Annotated in this window: 6 protein-coding genes and 2 pseudogenes; 5 read left to right on the top strand and 3 right to left on the bottom strand. The window is 61.7% G+C overall.

What is annotated here, in order from left to right; all coding sequences use genetic code 11:
• Window positions 1–5: 5 nt before the first annotated feature.
• Together G6N68_RS07075 and G6N68_RS07070 are read right to left on the bottom strand one after the other, a co-directional pair.
• Window positions 6–7,307 carry a beta-ketoacyl synthase N-terminal-like domain-containing protein gene (locus G6N68_RS07075; protein ID WP_163709633.1) on the bottom strand — a complete coding sequence of 2,434 codons (7,302 nt, stop codon included), beginning with the start codon at window positions 7,305–7,307 and terminating at the stop codon, window positions 6–8.
• A gap of 23 nt (window positions 7,308–7,330) precedes the next feature.
• Complete coding sequence (locus G6N68_RS07070) at window positions 7,331–14,212, bottom strand: type I polyketide synthase (protein ID WP_163709631.1); 6,882 nt, start codon at window positions 14,210–14,212, stop codon at window positions 7,331–7,333.
• Window positions 14,213–15,456: 1,244 nt separating this feature from the next.
• On the opposite strand from G6N68_RS07070, the pseudogene G6N68_RS31400 reads away from it, so the two are divergent.
• From G6N68_RS31400 to G6N68_RS07050, 5 genes and pseudogenes are all read left to right on the top strand, one after another.
• Window positions 15,457–16,299: pseudogene (locus tag G6N68_RS31400) on the top strand (PE family protein); the annotation flags it as partial.
• Between the two features lie 176 nt (window positions 16,300–16,475).
• On the top strand, window positions 16,476–16,958 hold the full coding sequence (locus G6N68_RS07060) for a hypothetical protein (protein ID WP_163709626.1): 483 nt from the start codon (window positions 16,476–16,478) through the stop codon (window positions 16,956–16,958).
• Window positions 16,959–17,001: 43 nt separating this feature from the next.
• Window positions 17,002–17,127 carry a hypothetical protein gene (locus tag G6N68_RS31395; RefSeq protein WP_263992114.1) on the top strand — a complete coding sequence of 42 codons (126 nt, stop codon included), beginning with the start codon at window positions 17,002–17,004 and terminating at the stop codon, window positions 17,125–17,127.
• Between the two features lie 77 nt (window positions 17,128–17,204).
• Window positions 17,205–17,822 carry a methyltransferase domain-containing protein gene (locus G6N68_RS07055; protein WP_205351259.1) on the top strand — a complete coding sequence of 206 codons (618 nt, stop codon included), beginning with the start codon at window positions 17,205–17,207 and terminating at the stop codon, window positions 17,820–17,822.
• A 593-nt stretch (window positions 17,823–18,415) separates the two neighbouring features.
• Window positions 18,416–18,697: a hypothetical protein gene (locus G6N68_RS07050; RefSeq protein ID WP_163709620.1), complete on the top strand. Its 282-nt coding sequence runs from the start codon at window positions 18,416–18,418 to the stop codon at window positions 18,695–18,697.
• A 29-nt stretch (window positions 18,698–18,726) separates the two neighbouring features.
• Here the strand turns inward: G6N68_RS07050 and G6N68_RS07045 are convergent.
• Window positions 18,727–19,041 (bottom strand): annotated as a pseudogene (locus G6N68_RS07045) (DUF2510 domain-containing protein); the annotation flags it as partial.
• Between the last annotated feature and the right edge of the window lie 118 nt (window positions 19,042–19,159).

Genomic DNA, 19,159 nt, shown 5'->3' with positions numbered 1-19,159 from the left:
TGAGCCTACGGCCGTGCGGATGCAAAGTGACCCTGGGTTGGGCACGTTCCCGGCCAATTACCTTCGCTGAGGGTGGTTCGCCAATCCACCGGAAGGCCGTCCAATGCATCGTTGATATAAACCCATATCGACTCAAGTGGGGATGCGCCCCCGGCGGCCATCGCGATCCGGCTTTCTGCAGGGTAATTTGGCTCATTCGGCGCATCACTGAACGGGGCAAGGTCGTTGATAGCCTCGAGGACACGGCTTCGACGGTGAGCGTATGGCAACGCGCGCAACTCGTCGGGCAGGATCGGTCGACCGAAAATGTAGTCCTGCGCGGCATGGCGATAGGGCACCTCAAGTTTGTGACCCACCGGTTGCTCAGGCAGGCCCCCCGCGAAGTACACCGGAACGATCGGCATGGACACGTCGATCGCGGTGTCCAAGAGAGTGGAGGTCACTCTCTCGACGCGCTGACCGGAGCGCACATATCGGGTTCCGTCGGCATGCACCATCGTTGAAACCGCGTGGCTGACAGCGTCGCTTTTGATTTCCTCCACCACATCGAAGAATTGCCGTGGTTGTCGCTGGTCGAAGTACCGGACGGTCCTTAATTCTGTGCCCGTGACGGCGTGAACGAGCCGCAACAGCTCTCCGATCCAACCGGTTTCATGCTTGGCATGCGCAACCGTCACCACCTTGGTACCGGTCACCCATGAGGCTATCGCCGTGCCCAAGACCGACTCGATCTGCACCTGGTGGTTGCCCAACAGCAATACGGGCCGACCACGGATTGCTGACATCGCAGCCGGATCTGTGACGATCACGTGTCGGACGTAGCGCAACAGCAGGGCCCAATGGAGAAGATCGGCGAAATCGCCCTGCTGCGTGCCCAGCGTGTCGTTCGACCAGCTGAGCACAGGTTCCCAGTCAGTCTGCAACGACGCGCTCGCACGGCACCCGCCCTGCCGTGGTTGCTCCACTTCGACACAAATTTGTTCCAATGGCAGGGTAGGACAGCTCACCTGCCCATCGACGATCTGAACCTGTGACGGGTGGATGACGTTATGGGCGGCATCCGCAACTGCTTCCTTGATCGCGATATCAGCGATCAGCGAATCCTTCTGACTGTCAGTGTGATACACCGCGTTTAGGGTGTCTTTGAACCAGCCCAGCGTCGCCAAACCGGCAGAATCGAGCGTGACCACTCCGTGCGCCGACCGTTCGCTCAATGACATCCTGGGCACCGCGCGCCGCTCACCAAGAAATGCACGTAGCTCGGGGCCACTGCGCCCGGCCAGAGAGCCCAAGGGCAGCAAGATTTCGGCGAGGCGGATTTGCGCCCAGGCAGTGCCCGCGACGCTGAGCCACAGATCTATCACCGGCATGCGGCAGTCAGCGTCGTCAAATCCGACGAATCGGGCTTCCACATCTACCGTCCCCGAGACGGGAACATCACTGTAGAAGCGCGCCCAAAGCACACGGCGCGGAAACGCTGCATCCGGATCCTTGACCTTCTGATAGGACTCGACATCCGCGTGGTCGGTGGCCCAGACACTCATCGCGGTATGGGGAACGATGTGCAGCGCGCCGTCGAGAAGCCCCGGCTGTACCTGCCCCACAGGAACTTTGCAACGATCGATCGCGAGTGCCCCGGATGAGCCGTTGCGGCCTATCCGAGCCCCGTCCATCAGGCATGCGAACGCCGGCCCATGGAAGACCGTGCCGTCGTACGGGCTGGCGAAAGCTGTCGAGCCGTCGAGCGAGTCCGGTGGTGTCGGTGCACCTGTGTAACGGTCTGCCGTCACGATAGTGGCGTAGGCGTGAGTCTCCCAGCGCGACAGCACTGCTCGCGGCGCATCTCGCCATACCTCCAAGCGGGCTTTGAAGCTTCCCCTCTCGACCGGATCGACTATCACCCGCAGCCGCTTTGGCGAGTCGACCGTGATCCAACGAAGCAGCTCCAGGTCGGCGATCTCGACTACATTGGCCGCGCCACTCGCCTGGCTTCCTGCCTGTGCGAATAGGTCTACCACCGACATCATTGGCAGACAGGGGATTACAAACGTCGGGCAGTGGTCGGTGATCCATGTGTCCCGGGCGGGATCGATGGTCTTTTCGATCGTTATCGTGGCAGTCTCGGCGGCGGTCTCGTAGGCGGTGGCGGACCGGCCGACGTCAAGCCGGGATTGGCAATCATGTGCACCACCCGTGATGCGCATGGCGAGGTTGCTCACGCTGTAAATCCGCTTTCCGTCAACCCACAAAAAGGCATCGGCAACTGCCAGAATGCCGTCGTTGTCGTGCGCGATCCCGGTGATCTCCAACTCCGAGGTGATCTGCTTGTTAGTGGGCACAACCTGACCGCGATACTTCCACGTGATCGCTTCACGCAGGGCCACTGGCTCAAAACGCGCTAACGGTCCGGCTTCCTTGCCAAGCCCGAGGTCGAGCATCGCGAACTGCAAGAGTTGGAGCAACATTTCGATGCCCAACGATCCAGGCTGGACCGGATCTTGGTAGAAGTGCGCCTTGAAAAACCATGCCGCCGGGTCGATGTCCTTGACGGCACGCCACCGGCCGAGTCCGGCGGTGCCAGCGGTTGGCCAACGGCCCGTCACCCGGTCGATCATTAGCAGCTCCGACTCGGCCAGCCGTGCTCCTGGACCAAAGAATTCCAGCGGACCGTTGCGCAAGTCGACGACCTGACCGTCGCACGGCATCTCCAGCAGGCGGCGCTGCTCGTCGGTAACCGGCAGCCCGACCTGCCGCTGTAGCGCTTCGCGGCCGAAGTACCCGAAGACGGTCTCGAATGTGTAGACGAGTTCATTTTCGGCGTGGATCTCGCCGCTGAAGCTTACGATGGTGACTCCGGCCGCTTTGGCGACATTCTTCGTTCTGACCCTAGTCCGCAACGTCCCGGTCGAAGGTGTGATCAGCCGGTGCTGCTGCCCTGTTCCATCGAGGTTGCGAAAGTAGACGTCCTCACCGTAGGACAGTGGACAGCCGATGTAGTTGGCAAGAAATCCGCACGGTTGTAGCGCGACCTCCATAAGGACCGCGTTCGGCATCGTTGCCGTCCCGTTTGCGCCGAAAAACCAGGCGTCGCTGGGCACGTCGTACTCGACGACCATTTCGGCGCCGGACTGCACAACGCCAATGTCGCCGACCAACTCGGTTACTCGCGACACGAAGTGGTAAGGCGGCCCGGGCAGTCTCGGCATCCTTCGGTGTGTGTCGAACTGCTGGTAGAGAGGGCCGAAAGCCTCGGATTGCCTGCCAATGGCGCTGGAAAGTAGTGCCCGGTAGTCAAACCGGAAGCCGTCCACTTCGGCGACGGTAGAGGTTTCGCTATGTCCCTCAAGCTCTTTGACGCCGAGGTCCATCAGCCACCCTGGTGAGAGTTTGACCCCCATCCGACGGCAATGGAAGGCCGGCAGTCCGTCGACGGTGCATAGTAGATCGGCGAACAGGGTGGGCTCTGGTCCGGCGATAAGCTCCCGCACGAACACTTCGTAGACCAACTCTCGGGACTGCGGCGTGACCTGGCCGCGGCACCGCATTTTATAGGTCTCGTAAGGCACGGGTTCAAAGCGCCAGCCATCGAACTCTATGGTCATTCCCAGAGCCGTCATGTATATGGCCATTGCCTGTAGCGTCGCCTCGTACATCAGCGTGCCGGGCATGCATGGGTCGTTCTTGAAATGACCCGTGAAATACCAGTCGTCGGGAGTCACCTGCGAGACGGCCCGCAGATAACCTCGGCCCCAAGGACCGCCCTTAAAATCCAACTCGGTCACGGCGTCGAGCAACAGCATGTCGCCACCCGCGATGCACGGCGTGCGGGTGTGGCTTCCCGCGCGCTCGAAGCCGTGTCCGAATGTCTGCCAGACCTTGCCGGCGGCCAACGCCTCCAGATCGGCGCGATCCAACGAGGTGCGCGACGTTCGCGAAGGCGTCGAATCCATGGGGCCACTGACCGTCTCATCCTCGGGGCGCCAGAGAATCCCGCGTGATGCCGCCAACTCCTCATCGGAGAAGAATCCTGCCTGGCCGTTGCGCAACAGCATCCGCTCGACTCCATTGACCGTGCAGTCGTAATGGAAGAAGAACATCCGAATGTCGCCCTGGCGCGCATGGCCGTCCACGTGGATGTCGAATCGGAGAGTGTCGCCGATCTCTGGTAAACCACCGAGGAAGGTCACTTCGAAGCCCAGCAGGCGATACACCCGATCACCTTTATTGGCAGAATCTATGCCCATCCAGGAGATGAGCATGAGATCGGCTTGGCCGCTTTCGATCATGATTCCAGCTGGCATCCGACCCTGATGGAGCCACCATCCGTCGGCGGTAACGTCGGTTTCGGTCCACAAGACTCCGGTATCCAGCTTGCCGGGCTCCGCATCAATGCCTAACACGCGATCCGCGAGCAGCATTGGAGGCGCCGGCATCCGGACCTGTCGATGGTAGTCGTCTTGGACCTTGAACCTTGGGCCGAAGATGTCGGAGATTCTGCCCGATGAGTGGACCAGCAGGCCGTTATTGTCGAGTGTCAGACCTACCGGCGCGCGCTTGACCGTCGGTTCTGGCAGGTCGTTCGCGGCGGCCCGGCATGGCTGGATCGGCTTCCCCGCCCCTACAGCCGTTTCCTCGTCAGTTCTGTTCTTGGCCAATGCCTTCTGGAACGGCGGCAGAGCCTCCGGCGAGTCAGTCACATTATGCGAGCGCGCATCATCCCCGGACACTACCGTCAGGGAGTCGACCGGGGTCATAGCGATCAGCGCCGCGCCCAGCGGCACCCGTCGCTCTGCCTCTTGGGCTTTGGGCAGGGGCGGCGGGACTGGGAGGCATGTTGTCATCGGCTCCTCCAATTGCTGGGTGGGCGCGGGCAATTGAACATTGGGCAGGTGGGCGAGGAACTGCTGCCAGGAGGGTGTCCCGGCTCGGGATCGGGGCGGGGCGAATAGGCCAGCGCGAGCATCGATCTCCCGACGGTCGGCAGGTGGTGGCACAATTACGACTTGTTCGTTCTGGCCACCAAGCGCGCGGAGCGCGACGACAACCATCTGCTGTTGAGATGTCCACGGCGCGCCATCCGGCCGAACGTTCAGGAGCCCGTATAGCACCCCCGCCGCGACGTGAAGCAATCCCGACGCTGCATGGGAATGCCCAAGTAGCGGCGAAAGGTTCGATGCGCCAGGCGCGGTGCCCAAGTGGACACAATCGCCGTGTGGTTCATGGTCTGTCGGGAGGGTGGCAAGGATGCAATCGCCGTCGCGACGTGCGTCTGCGGCGCGTTTGACCACCATCACGACGGCCGCATCGCCCGGTATCTGCTGGTCCGTCCCGAGCAGCACACGTGCGGCCTCTTCATGTATCGGTTCGCAGCTGAGATCCACCGCACCGACAACCGCGGCGTCGACTTCACCCCGTTGCAATGAACGTGCGGCCATCTTGAGAGCCGTGATGCCGGACAGTTCTTCCCTGTATACCGTGAAACTCGGTCCAGCTAGGTCGAACTGGCTGTTCAGGCGGTTGGCCACAATGTTAGGTATCGCACCGACCACACTGGCAGCGGTACCAGGTGGTGCCACGTTGTCGCGGGCGAGTGCCAACTGCTTGGGGTCGTCGATCTCGGCAGCCAACCGCACTCGCATCTCGGATCGTGTCGCCGAGGTGTCGCAACCCATCCCGACGACGACGCTCGTCCGTTCCGGAGGTAGCTCTCTGATCAGCTCGTCGATATCGAGGGCGGCGCTGAGCAGAGCAAGTTGTTGTGGCTGGGCCTGATTGAGATCGCACGGGGGGAAACTCGCTTGCCTAAGGTCGAGATGGATTTCGGCCATCCGCGCGCGGAGCATGCCACTGTCGTCGGTAACGATCGACCGACCAGACTTCAGATGTTCAGCGACCGACGCAGTGTTGTGCCCATCACCTACTAGCAGGCTGAGCCCCACGATCGCGATGTCATCATCGATTTGAGGGCGGGTGATCGGCGAGCCTGAAAGGATGTTGCCCGTGTCGGCGGGCTCGACCCATTCTTCGAGGAGGAGGTGGGCGTTGTTGCCACCGAAACCGAAGTTGCTGATCGCGGCACGGCGCGGTCCATCACATGCCCAAGACTCGGCCTGGGTGAGCACACGGAACGGGGAATCGGCAATAAACGGCAGCGGATCCGTGACATGCAGCGTCGGCGGGCGGATACCGGCACGCATTGCCGCGAGTACTTTGATGATACCCGCGGCACCGCTTGCCGTGATGGTATGTCCCAGATTCGATTTGAGTGACCCGATGGGGATATCCGTCGTGCCGGCGAAGATGCTCGACATGCTCGTCAGTTCCGTGAGATCACCACGAGGGGTACCCGTGGCATGGCACTCTATGAACGAGATATCCTGCGGTTCAAGCTGGGCCATTGCATAAGCGAGCCGCATCGCCCGCTCTTGACCTTTCTGAAAGGGCACCAGCAGACCGCGGCCACGACCGTCGTTGCTAAGGCCTATTCCGCGAATCACGCCAAGTATGCGGTTACCCTCGGCCACCGCGTCTTCTAGCCTCCTGAGCGCCAGAATGGCCGCTCCTTCGGCAGGGACAACTCCATCGCCACTGCTGTCGAAGGGCCGTGATTGCCCCGAACGACTCAGCGCGTGTAGTGCGGTGAAGAATACGTGGATCAAAAGGTCGCTGGCGCCGTTGACGCCCCCCGCAAGCATGACGTCCGCGGTGCGGTCGTGGAGGCGATCGCATGCCAGCTTGATTGCATACAAGGAGGAAGCGCATCCGGCCTCGATAGCTGTCGCATCGCCAGTCAAGCCAAGTGCGCTGGCAAGAAGATGGGCTGGTTGCGCGGACATAAAACGATTGCGCCAGTCAATCTTGTATTCGCTTCCGCGCCAGTAGTTTTCGGCTAGATCGACCAGCGTCCTCGTCGGGAAAGTCAGGTTGCCAAGGATCACCCCGGTGCCGCCCGGCGCTCCCCCAATGCGCCAACCGGCGCTTTCAAGAGCTTGTCGGCCGGCCTCGACGACCCACAGGAATAGCGGATCGAGCCCGTTGAACGAGTCCGGCCCGACGAGGAGTCCGTGAGCATCGAATATCTCGTCGAAGCCTCGTACATATCCGCCGCGGGCAGACCAGGCGTGATCGAGGGTAGAACCGTTCTTCCCGTCTTGTACGACCTTCGGCACCGCAATGCGCCAATAGTCGGGCTGCGGTGGGCCGAGCACATCACGTCCCTCGAGCACTGTCGTCCACAACTCGTCGGGACTCAGGCCACCGGGCAGGACGCAGCCCTGGCCGACTATCGCAATCGGCTCAAACTTCACGATGACTCCACGACGTCATTGAATTAACCGCCGTAGGGGTACATCTCGAGCCGTCTGAAGCTGGCAACCACGCGATTCTCCGAGTTCACCAGGTCGAGGTCACACACGGCTCGGTTGCCACTCGCGTCGCCGTTGGAGAGTTCGCACCGCAGCGTGCCGGGCAGGGCGCCGGCCCGGTAGCGCACGAACTCACCCATCTTCATTGGCAACACGTGGCGGCCGATCCGGTGAAAGCTCCACACCAATGCCAGTTGAAGACAACCGTCTAGCGCCGCAGGATCCGTAGCCCAACCTTCGCCCTGCCAACCCACCGTGGTCAGCCCCGACAGGGATGCCGTAGCTGTCGAATCGCCACAGACCATGCTGTCCACGACCTGAAATGCCGGGCCGTGGAAGAGCAGGCCCGACCCGTAGTAGCTGTCACCGTCCAGCTGCTCACCGCTGACTGGTGGCAGCATCGAAAGGATCGGTAGCTTAGGCAATTCGGAACCCATTTCGACCGCTGCGGAGTAGTAGCTCTTCGATCCTGAGCTGTCGAGCAGGCCGCACGTCAGTCGATCCGGCCGATCCGGCGCGGGCACGCACCGCAGCAACATCGAGTCACCATGCTGCTCGAAATTGTGCAATGTCACGCCACGCAGCACTTGGAGGTCGACAACACGAACCATGCGCAGCCCAGGCTGGCAGGCTTCGCTCAGCCGCACCATCCACTCGAGAGCTTGCACGATCGGAAGAACGACGTTGCCCTGAATTCGATGATCGAGCAACTGACGCTGCCGTGCGACGTGTGCCAGCACGCGTGCGGATCGCCCTTCGGCAGTTATCGGATGAGTTGGCAGTCCGGCAACTATGCCCTGTCCCAGCGTCACTTCGGGATTGTCGATCTCTCCATCCAGTACATCTGAGACAAATGCCCGTGCCCCGTCTGCGAGGGCGATCAATGTAAGACCACGCGATTCGAACAACGCCTTGAGATTCGGCGTGACCATGCCGGAATCCCATGGACCCCATCCCAATGCCCTGACAAGACAGGATGGCCCGCGACGAGCCTGCTCTGCCAACGCAACTTTGTTGAGTACTTCGTTGGCCATGGCGTAATCGCTTTGTCCGATATTTCCGGTACGCGCAGCGACAGACGAAAACAGGCAGATGAACTTCAGCGCATCGGTGGCAGTCGCGTCCAGCAACGCACCAAGACCACCAACTTTTGTCCCGAAGACACGATCGAATCCGTCCAGTGTCTTTCGGTGCAAAGGCGCATCGGCCAACACACCAGCACCGTGGACCATACCTGTGATAGGTCCGAAATCGGCTCGCACGTCATCGAGAAGCGCATCGAGTTGCGGCACGTTACGTACATCAACCGCGGCATAGCGGACCCGGGAGCCGGCGGCGGTCAGGGCGGCTAGGGTCGCGCGCACTTCGCGATCGGCCAGGATACGCTGCACCTGTTGTTCCAATTGCCTTGGGGTGAGCTTAATCCCATGGGCCACGGCATCATTCAATAGCGCCCGTTTCATTTCGGCTTCGGTGGTGACGCCCTGGACAATGGCTGGTTCGTCGTTGAGTTCGGTACGCCCTATCAAGACGAAACTGGCCTGAGTTTCCTTGGCTAGGGCGATCAACGAAGCTGCGGTCACGCCCCGACCGCCACCCGACACGATGATCACGTCACTTCGGCCAACGCGCCACGTACGAGTGCTCACCGGCCTTGGGTCTGCGACGACGGTGACCCGGCCGTAGGTGCCTCCCAGACCCACTTCCAGTTCAACGCCGCCGGCAAATATCTCTTGAGCGATGTGTTCGGCTACGGCAATCGGAGATTGCTGCTCGAATGCGATGTCGATCGCCTTGACCTGAGCTTTGGGCCACTCTTGTGCGGCAGTCTTGGCGAGGGCGGCGATGCCGGCGACCCACGCGCGCGGACCCGGCTCGGTGAGCAATCCGAACGTCCCGCCTGTGTCCTGGACGGTGATGAAGACTCCGCCACGTTCCTGGTATTCGGCAGCGATACGCAGCGCGTCTGCAAAGACGGCCCGGTTGATGTCCAGCGCATCCTCACGGGTGGCCGTTCGCTGCAGCCCCCCGAGGTGGATCACCGCCTCGGCGTTTGCGCTGGGTTGGGCCACCACTGTGGCTGCAACGCCTTGTTCGCGCAGCTTCGCCGCCAATGCAACGCCAATTTCTTCCGTAGCGTCCTGGGTCGCGACAATCTGAACTTCCGCGACGTCATGCAGGCCTGGCATCCCCATCCCGCTGGCCGGAGCAGCGACTGCGCGTACCGCGTAGCGGGCGATCGCTGCTCCGGCTAACTCAAAAGGGAGGCGCTCACCGACCCGTGTGTCGTTGGGAGTGGGCGGACGTGCTGGGACCGGTGGACTGCCTTTCGGAACGGTCACGGTCAACCCATGCAAGTAATCGACGATTTCCTGCAACGTTACCAAGCTGCCCATCGTCGCGGTATCGACCTCCGGCAAACCGGGCATCCGCTCCTGCACCGCAGACAAAATCTCAACCCGCTTGATCGAATCGATCCCCAGGTCGGACTCCAACGCCATCGACAAATCCAGCATCTCGACCGGATAACCCGTCTTCTCCGACACCACAGCCAACATCTGCCCAACCAACTCCGCGTTATCAGCCGACGGCGCGGCAGGCGCCGGGACAGGCATCGCCGACGCACCGTTGCTGGGAGCCGAAACCACTGGCGGCACAGGCGTTGTCGGTGCGGTCAACCCATGCAGGTAGTCAACGATCTCCTGCAACGTCACCAAGCTGCCCATCGTCGCGGTATCGACCTCCGGCAAACCGGGCATCCGCTCCTGCACCGCAGACAAAATCTCGACCCGCTTGATCGAATCGATCCCCAGGTCGGACTCCAACGCCATCGACAAATCCAGCATCTCGACCGGATAACCCGTCTTCTCCGACACCACAGCCAACATCTGCCCAACCAACTCCGCGTTATCAGCCGACGGCGCGGCAGGCGCCGGGACAGGCATCGCCGACGCACCGTTGCTGGGAGCCGAAACCACTGGCGGCACAGGCGTTGTCGATGCGGTCAACCCATGCAGGTAGTCAACGATCTCCTGCAACGTCACCAAGCTGCCCATCGTCGCGGTATCGACCTCCGGCAAACCGGGCATCCGCTCCTGCACCGCAGACAAAATCTCAACCCGCTTGATCGAATCGATCCCCAGGTCAGACTCCAACGCCATCGACAAATCCAGCATCTCGACCGGATAACCCGTCTTCTCCGACACCACAGCCAACATCTGCCCAACCAACTCCGCGTTGTCAGCCGACGGCGCAGACACCGGCGACACGGGCAAGGCCGTTGTTGGCGCAGGCGCGGCCGCTGGTGGGACAGGCATGGCCACCGGGGGCACCGGCGGGATGGCCGGCGGCGGCGCAGGCAGCGCCGATGCGCCGTTGCCAGCGACCGACGGCATGGACGCGCTGGTCGGCGGCGCAGGCATTACCGACGCACCATTACTGGCAACCGAAACCTTCGGCGGCACAGAAATTATCGATGTCCCATGTCCGTTGGTGGTGGGAGCCGCAGCCGGAGGTGCAGCCACCGCAGCCTGGGATACGCAACCTTGCACGAGTCCCTGGAGATGTCCGATGGCCTTCTGCAGGTTTGCTAGCGCCGCGGCTATCTCGGTCACCACGCCCGCATCCAGGGTTAGCACGCCACGGGCAGGTTCAGTGGTATCAACGCCGGAGGAAGCAGGAAGGGTCGCCGTGGCAGACGAACGCGGGCTAGCACCATTGCCGTTGAGCGCCGCCCCAGTAGATTTCGAGTGCATCACCGGAGTGACGGTCCGGGTTACCGGAGGCGGCACGGCGGCCGAAGATGCTATCCCGTTGAGGTGGGCGACGGATGCGATTGATTCCGATGACTTCACTATGGTCTCCAGTTCGGTCTTGGTTTTGTTGCCGTGCTGACCGTTGTGCGCGGTTGCTCTGATGTCTGTTGGCCGTCTCAGCGGCTCGTTGCTTACGTCTGGTTTTCCGTAGATGGACCCGTTGATCTTGATGGTCAGCTTGGGTTTTGGACGAGTACGCGGGTCGTCACCAAGCCGGTAATCGGCCCACAGCGGCTCGAAATTCATTTCGATGCCGGCCGCCACGAGTTGGGCCAATCCGATCCATAGCGATCGAATGCCATTTCTGCCCTTAACATCCAGGGATACTGCGGCATGCTCCTGGTCAGGAAGACACATGCCGACGAGACCGGTCAGCACACTGCCGGGACCAACCTCGACGAAGGTGCGAGCGCCCGCCTGCCACATCGCTTGAATTTGTTCGAAGAACCGCACTGGCTGAGCAATCTGGTTGGCGAGTGTGGTCCGCATTTCTTGCGCGTCACCGGTGTAAGGCTGCGCCGTCGCGTTGGCATAGACGGGCACTTGCGGTGTGCCAAAGGGAATGCCGGCGAGGAACGCGGCGAAGGGGGCTGCTGCCGAGCTGACGATCGACGAATGAAATGCAGTGGCGACATCGAGTTGACGCGGGTTCAAACCCACCTCGCGCAATCGTTGTGTGGCGGCGTCTACGGCAGCCCTGTCGCCCGACAGCACAACCTGATTGGGCGCGTTGTGGTTGGCGATCACTACAGAAAGCCCCCAGTGTTCGATCAGCTTGCGGACTTGTTCGGCAGGTGCCGCCACCGCGCACATGGCCCCATCGCTGTTTGCCGCCGCTTGAGCCATCAGAGCACCGCGAGCACGTGCGATCTGCAGAGCCATCTCTTCGTCGAAAACACCAGCGGCACATACTGCGCTTATCTCACCGAAACTGTGGCCGCCCACGGCGATGGGCGTAATACCAAGGGCACGGAGCACCGAGAGCAGACTCAAACTATGCGCACCGATTCCTGGTTGCGCCCACTCGGTCTTGGTCAACTCGGCGATCTGCTGCGCACGATCACCATCGGTGAATGCCGCCTTTGGCCAGACAACCTGGTGCAGGTCGCGATCGGCGTTCAACAACTGAGCGCGGGCACGTTCCCACGGCGACAACGCCGGCTCGAAGAGCTGCGGGATGTCCGCACCCATGCCGAGGTACTGACTGCCCTGTCCGGGGAAGAGCAGTGCTACTGGCCCGCTCTGCCGTGCCGAATAGAAGTATCCCCTTGGGGAGCTGAAGGAGGCCGCGAGATGGGGTGTTTCAAGTTTCGCCGCTGCTTCACCGAGCATTGACTGCAAGTTTGAAACGCTGTCGGCGACGACGGCTAGGCGGTGTGGCTGCGACGCATCGTAGGCGGTTTGGGACTGTCGGGCGATGTAGCTGAGCATGTCGGGACTGTCAACCAACGAAGCCGATAGACGAGCGGCTTGATCGGCGAGTGCCACTGCTGAATTCGCGCCGAGCACTATCAGTTCAGAGTCCCAGGAACGGGATCGCCATGCGCGGTTCCCCGCACCCGCGTACTCCTCCAGTGTGACGTGAAAGTTCGTTCCGCCGAAGCCAAACGAACTTACCGATGCGCGCCGCGGAATGTCCTTGTCGGAAATCCATGGCTTGGCCTGTGTCGAAATGTAGAACGGCGACTGCTCTATCTCGAGGGCGGGATTGGGTTGGTCAACTTTGATGGTTGGCGGCAAGGTCTTGTGGTGCAGCGCCATCACAGCCTTGAACAAGCCACACGCTCCTGCGGCACCCTTGGTGTGCCCTACCTGTGACTTGACTGAGCCAAGAGCACACCACTGTGGGTCCATCCGACCCGACGCCTCGAAAACATCACGCAGCGCTGAGAACTCGGCAAGATCGCCGGCTTTGGTACCTGTGCCATGTGCTTCGACCAGCCCAACCGTGTCCGGACCGTAGCCTGCCGCAGCATAGGCACGACGAAGTGCTTTCGCCTGACCGGCCGGACTGGGTGCGTAGATGCTTTTCGCCCGTCCATCCGAGGACGAGCCAATGCCGCGGACCACCGCGTAGATCCGGTCGCCATCGCGCTCGGCGTCATCCAGTCGCTTAAGCGCCAGCATCGCCAGCCCCTCGCCCAGCATGGTGCCATCAGATTTATCCGAGAAGGGGCGGCAGTCTCCCGTGGGCGACAGCGCGGTGACCTTGGAGAAACACATAAACATGAAGGCGTCGTTGAATGCATCGACACCACCGGCAATCACCATGTCGGCCTTGCCGAGGTACAACTCGTTGAGGCCAACTTCGATAGCGGCCAGGGAGCTTGCACACGCCGCGTCCACGACGCAGTTCGTACCGCCCAGATCGAACCGGTTGGCGATTCGGCCCGTGATGACGTTGCCGAGCAATCCGGGGAAGGTGTTCTCCTGCCACGGGGTGTAGTTCGACATCACGCGCTCACCGAATGCCTCGATCTCAGATTCGGTGAGACCGGCAGCACGAAGCCCGCGCTCCCAAACCGGCCGGTGCAGATGGCCGCTCATATAGATCGTCAATTCAGTGCCGCCGGACGCGCCGAGTACCACGCTGATACGCTCGCGATCAATTTGTGAGAAGTCACCGCCAGCAGCGTCTTCCAATACTTGCTGCGCGACCCTCAGCGCTAGCAATTGCGTACTATCGGTGGCCGGCAAAATATTTGGTGGGATTCCAAAATCCATGGGCGAGAAGTCGATATCGGGCAGGAATCCGCCGCGGCGGGCGTATACCTTGTCCGGTGCCCCCGGATCGGAGTCGTAATAGTCATCGATTCGCCAGTGCGACTCCGGAACCGTTGAGAGCAGGTCGACCCCCTGGACGATGTTGCGCCAGAAACGTTCGGCTTCAGGCGAGCCAGGAAATAAGGCGCTCACACCAACAACCGCAACCGGCGGATGCTGAAATACCATGAGTGTCAACCTTTCTGCAGCAGAGCTGGCGATCCTAGAAGGCGAATCGCACAGCAAGGTTGGGTACGGCTTCGTGGTCATGCCCCACTTGGTGACCGGAACGGATCGACTGCCCAGCGTTCCAAGGCGATACGACTGCTAAGGGGCACAACTGATTTGATCGACGTGTGTTCCGGCGGGATGTTTGGGGTCCACCTAAACGCGTACGGTCGGTGCGGGCGTGTCTCCGCGACGGATACAGCCGACCGATGGTCCTGCACACAGCCCCAACTCGACGGACGTGGCGGGTGGCGTGGGTCCCGAGTGGGCGTCTCCCGCCGAAGTGCGGACGGATCGCGAACGACCCGGCGTGCACCCTTGCGCCCTGCGTCACCCGCTTGGCGGGGATTTCTTTAATGACGCTTCCGGGCATAATTAAACAAAGTTGCGCATTAGGCAATAAATGTCAAGACTTCGGCTACGATGAACCTTGTATTCGTGACGTGAGTCTCTATCCATGGATTTTTGAAACACCAAGTTAAGAGAATTGAGACGCAGAGTCATTGACTTTCGGCCAAGAAAAACATATTGGTACGGCATTTTGATTTTAGCGCGCCATTTTGGCGTTTACTGGAAAGTAGCACTCCGGCCAGGTTGACCAAAACACTCCTTGATGGGGGCCGTGGAAGGCGTCAAGCACGGCACTGGCCGGCGGCCCGCGACCTCCGCGAGCTGCGCGTGTTCGTACAGGCGACGACCCTCGCGTATGTCACCTGGTGCCGGACTAGCGGTGGCGATGCGAGCCACCGCTGACCAATCCGCGGAACTCGCTCAGCAATGTCGCCGCGCCGGCGAATTTACTAAGCGCGCCGCGGAAAAACCTCGATTACACCTTTAATCGCCGTCCTACTGTTGAGACGGTTTATACATTAAATTCACCGATAGCAAACCCGTCCATACATCAGCCATATATTCTCACGTAGGGTCTCAGCGCATATATTCGCCAGGCTTCATTGGCTACATTCGTATCGACACGTCAACTCCATTAAGGCGCTGCAACCTGCCAACCGCCCAATCATCAGAAGGGCTTCGACTTCGACGGTGGTGTTCCCATCGTTTCCACAGTGTCTCGGCAAGCAAGGAAGCCGGCTCTACCTGACTGGCTTGGCAATTTGGGTCAAACCAGCTGATACGCATCAGGTTCTGCCAATCGCGTTTGGCTTCCATTCGGGTTCTCATGATCGCGGGTTGATGGCCCCAGCGGCACCTGGCATGCGAACCTATTCAACACACCACCAGCCGCAGGCTGGTCACAGAACCGATTCGGGCTCGGGGAAGGGAATTGGATGGCATTCTTGATCGCGCCGGAAATCGTTGCCGCAGCAGGCTCAGACCTGGCGAGTATCGGGGCGGCGGTCCACTCCGCGACATCGGCGGCGAATGCCCCTACTACCGGAGTGCTGGCGGCGGCGGCCGATGAAGTGTCGGCCGCAATCGCGGCCCTGTTCAGCGAGCACGGCCAGACATTCCAGGCCATCAGCGCTCAGGCGTCGACATTCCATCAACAATTCGCCCAGCTGATCAGTGCGGGCGCGGCATCGTATGCGGCCGCCGAAGCCGCAAACGCCAACCCGCTTCTGGCGCTGATCAATGCGCCGTTCTTGGCCGCGCTCGGCCGGCCACTCATCGGCGACGGCGCCGACGGCACCACCACCGTCAACGGAATCGGCACCAACGGCGGCCCCGGCGGCATCCTCTACGGCAACGGCGGCCGCGGCGGCGACAGCACCTTGGTCGGCGCCCAAGGCGGCTGGGGCGGCCCGGGCGGGCTGATCGGCAACGGTGGTGCCGGCGGGAAAGGCGGACCCGCGGGGATGTTGAACGGGGTGCCTTACGCCGCGGGCACCGGCGGGTTCGGCGGCCGAGGCGGCTTCCTGTACGGCAACGGCGGCGCGGGCGGTGCGGGCGGCTTCTCGGCGGTGGCGGGCGGCATCGGTGGGATCGGCGGCCGGGGCGGCGATGCGGTGCTGTTCGGCGCTGGCGGAAACGGCGGCGCCGGCGGCGATGCCGACCAGACGTTCCCGGGTAACAAGCCCGGCTACGGCGGGTACGGCGGCGCAGGTGGCGGTATCCCGAACTTGTGGCCTGAACTCTTCGGCCCGACGGGGGCGCTCGGCACCAACGGCCAGCCCGTGCCCTGAGAAGGTCGCCATTGCCTGTTTTCTTGTGGAGCCAAGGAGCGGGAGTCATCCTGCCGACATCCCCGGACACTCAGCGACTAGCCACAAAACGTCATTGACGATGTCAACAAGGCAACCAGCGACACGGAAACCGTTCTAACTGCGACGCAGTCGGCCGTTGCCACGTGGTCGCAGTAGGCAGCAACCCAGAACCCGCCGAATATCGTTCCTGGCGGCTCACGCTGGCCATAGCCGACGCGCTCCCGAAGCTGCTCGGCTTGGCGGCCGAGTCAATCGCGATCGCCGACTACCCGGCCGATCCTCGGCCGCTGCAGTTCGACTCGCGCCGCGCCCCGATGCTGAAGCAGCATCCGGCGGCCGAGGAAAAGCAGCAGTTGTTGGTTGCGGCGTCCCACCGCGGCGGCGTCCCGTATCGCAGCCCGCACGACGCGGCGATCGACGCCGACAGCGTCTGCGCTTACCTCGACAACGGGCATCACACATTCGCGCAACTGATCGCGTGGGTCTGGTTGTGCTCGAAGAAACGAACTTGGCTGACTCGGCGGCGCCGTCAACTCCAGGGAAAACCCTGTATCGGCGCGGGGGCAGCGGTACTTACTGTTCGTCTTGACCAGCCGTGTCGGTTGGCCAAGCAATTCGCCTGCTGACCGAGCGGCGGTTGCCTGGCCGTCTCGACGAGAGGAACTTGTCATGTCGGTTGAACGGACACACCCGGCGTGCACCGGCGAGCAGCCCGGCGGATTCGTCGACGCGTCGGTCGGCGTCCACTGCCGCCAGGACGTGTACCTAATCGCGCAGGACGGCGACCAGTCGTGACAGTCCTCGCGATGCGCAGCACGTTTCCCGAAACCCTCGACGACGACGACACCGACCTGGCGGTGTATCAGCGCTGCTTGACCGAGCTCGACCGCATTAACCGGCTGACGTTCGCGCACCAGCCGACGCTTCGCTGGCTCAACGCTGCGACCTGCGGCCTGCCTGCCGGCGCGTGGATCTCGGTCTGTGATGTCGCGTTCGGCTACGGCGACCTGTTGCGCGCGATCGCCCGCTGGGCTGACGCTCGCGGACTGCGGGCCCAGTTGTACGGAATCGACCTAAACCCGCGCAGCGCCGCAGCAGCGCGGGCTGCCACGCCGCCCGACATGCCTATCCGCTACCTAACCGGCGACGTGTTCAACCACAGACCTGACGCTCCATACGATTTCGTCGTCAGCTCGCAATTCACGCACCATCTGAGCGACGACCAGGTTGTCCGGTTCCTGCGCTGGATCGACACTTACGCCGAGCTGGGCTGGCATATCACCGATCTGCACCGGCGCGTGTTGCCGTACTACGGGTTTCCGGTCCTGGCGCGACTGCTCGGCCTGCACAGCATCACGCGCACCGACGGGGCAATCTCGATCGCGCGCAGCTTCCGGCGTGGCGAATGGCAGGCGTTCGCGAACATTGCCGGCGTGAAGGCCGAGATCACCCGCGCGCCCGGTTTCCGGCTATGCGTCAGGAGCAGCTAACGGTCGTCGAGAGCGTGCCGTCTGCAGCCGGACGCGAGAAGCGGCCAGCGCGCCGACAACCGGTCGAACGCCGAACTGGGGCCAGCCGTCGAAGTTGGCCCGCGCAGCTGCAGCTGGCTGTCCTCGACGACAGCGAGCGTCGGGTCGGCGTCGTCCTTCGTTAGCGGCGGCGGTTCTCGCGTTTCTGACCCTGGCGACCAGCTCGGCGCCCGCCGTCATCGGCGAACGCAACGAGCGCCGACGGACTCAGTTCGAACGGATTGACGGCGTCAAACAAGCGCAACCCGGGGAACGGAAATGATGGTCACAGCACGCACCTGTAACACGGCGTTTCGTTGACAACCGATTGACACGGGTTTCGTAGTGCCGCTTTGGTGCTCTGATCAGCGGTCTTCTGGTGGAGCTAAGGGGACTCGAACCACTACATAAATTGCAGGAAATTGCCCTTAACCTGCGGAAACTCGTTCGGCAAATTAGTTTGTCAGACCTCTACAGACCTCCGGTGACCTGGGGAAACACGGCGACCGTTTGTCAATGACAAACGCGACAAACTGCACTTCACCCCAAGGCATTACCGAGCTAGCCTCCGTCGCATGACCAACCAGCGAAAACCCATTGTCGCCGCCTTCATGGCGACCGTCGCCATGGGCGTCATGCCCACGCTGGCCGTGTCCGCACATGCCGACCCCGGCGACCAATACAACGATGGCCTTGCGACTTCGATCTGCCAGCTTCTTGTACAGGAGCACTGGACGCCCCAGCGCGTGGTCACCGAACTCGTCTCGTCATTTCCGCGTGAAATCGTTGCCAACGACGCCGATGGCTACAAGATGCTGCGGTGGGCCGTTGCAACCAAATGCCCCGGCGCGGCCTAAGCCAAATTTTTCGGGCCAGGCTAGAACGGCTAGGGCCGGAAATCTGGGGCAATAAAACCCGAGTCGCGGATCTCCCAGATCCGGTCCTTGCTCACCCCATCGAAGTTGATCTTGTCCAGCGTTGACCGCTCATAAATAACGTTGACGACGATGTCGTTCGAGGTGTTCCCGTATTGATCTGTCATCGGGAAAGTGCCTTCGACAGTGACCTGAGCAGCATTTGGGTACGTCGCTTTGGCGTATTTCAGAATCTTGATTGTCTCTAACCGTGCCCCGTCTTTGATCATCCCTTTGGTGAAACCGTCGTGGATAGCGAATCGGGCGGTGACGAGTTCGCCTTCCGGGCCAAATAAATGCCAGCTTCCTGGCATTTGAAACAAGTTGCACCACTGCGGCAAACAGTGCTCAACGCCCTTAGGCCAGCTACGGTCGGAATTGTGAACTTGAGCGGATAGAAAAGTA

It is taken from the genome of Mycobacterium bourgelatii (assembly GCF_010723575.1).
GTDB lineage: Bacteria > Actinomycetota > Actinomycetes > Mycobacteriales > Mycobacteriaceae > Mycobacterium > Mycobacterium bourgelatii.
Note: the sequence above shows the minus strand (reverse complement) of the source record. Positions and strands in the feature narration are given on the sequence as shown.